The following is a 1027-nucleotide window of genomic DNA, read 5'->3' as shown; positions in this document are numbered from 1 at the left end:
CGGTGTTGCGCGAAAGCAGGGTTTAATCGACTGCCTTGACCATATCTTCGATGACCTTCTTGGCGTCGCCAAAAACCATCATGGTCTTGTCCAGATAGAACAGTTCGTTGTCCAGGCCGGCATAACCGCTGGCCATCGAGCGCTTGTTGACGATGATCGTCTTGGCCTTGAACGCTTCGAGAATCGGCATGCCGGCAATCGGCGATTTTGGATCGTTCTTCGCTGCCGGGTTGACCACATCGTTGGCGCCGAGTACCAGCACCACATCGGCCTGGCCAAACTCGGAGTTGATGTCTTCCATCTCGAACACCTGGTCGTAAGGCACTTCGGCCTCAGCCAACAGGACGTTCATGTGACCTGGCATACGACCCGCTACCGGGTGAATCGCATACTTCACGGTCACGCCATTATGGGTCAGTTTCTCGGTCAGCTCTTTAAGCGCGTGTTGCGCCCGGGCGACCGCCAGGCCATAACCCGGAACGATGATCACGGTGTCGGCGTTGGTCAGCAGGAAGGTCGCGTCGTCAGCCGAGCCGGATTTCACCGGACGGACTTCTTTCGCGCCGGCCGGGCCAGCGGCGTCTGCATTGTTACCGAAGCCGCCAAGCAGTACGTTGAAGAACGAACGGTTCATCGCCTTGCACATGATGTACGAGAGGATCGCACCGGACGAGCCCACCAGGGAGCCTGCGATGATCAGCATCGAGTTGTTCAGCGAGAAGCCGATCCCGGCCGCGGCCCAGCCGGAGTAGCTGTTGAGCATCGACACCACTACCGGCATGTCGGCACCGCCGATCGGGATGATGATCAGCACGCCGAGCACGAAGGCCAGAGCGAGCATCAGCGCGAATGCACCGAAGTTACCGGTCAGCATAAAGGTGATGCCCAGGCCCAAGGTTGCCAGGCCCAAGATCAGGTTCAACTTATGCTGACCGCCGAACTGTACCGGTGCGCCCTGGAATAGACGAAACTTGTACTTGCCCGACAGCTTGCCGAAGGCGATCACCGAACCCGAGAAGGTAATGGC

Annotated in this window: 1 protein-coding gene; it reads right to left on the bottom strand. The window is 58.7% G+C overall.

The window, feature by feature from the left end; genetic code table 11:
• Nucleotides 1-22 precede the first annotated feature (22 nt).
• The coding region (locus tag AC07O1_RS30360; protein WP_495091194.1) for an NAD(P)(+) transhydrogenase (Re/Si-specific) subunit beta at nucleotides 23-1027 on the bottom strand (1005 nt) is incomplete at its 5' end.

Source organism: Pseudomonas sp. GW821-FHT07G10 (assembly GCF_059418545.1).
Note: the sequence above shows the minus strand (reverse complement) of the source record. Positions and strands in the feature narration are given on the sequence as shown.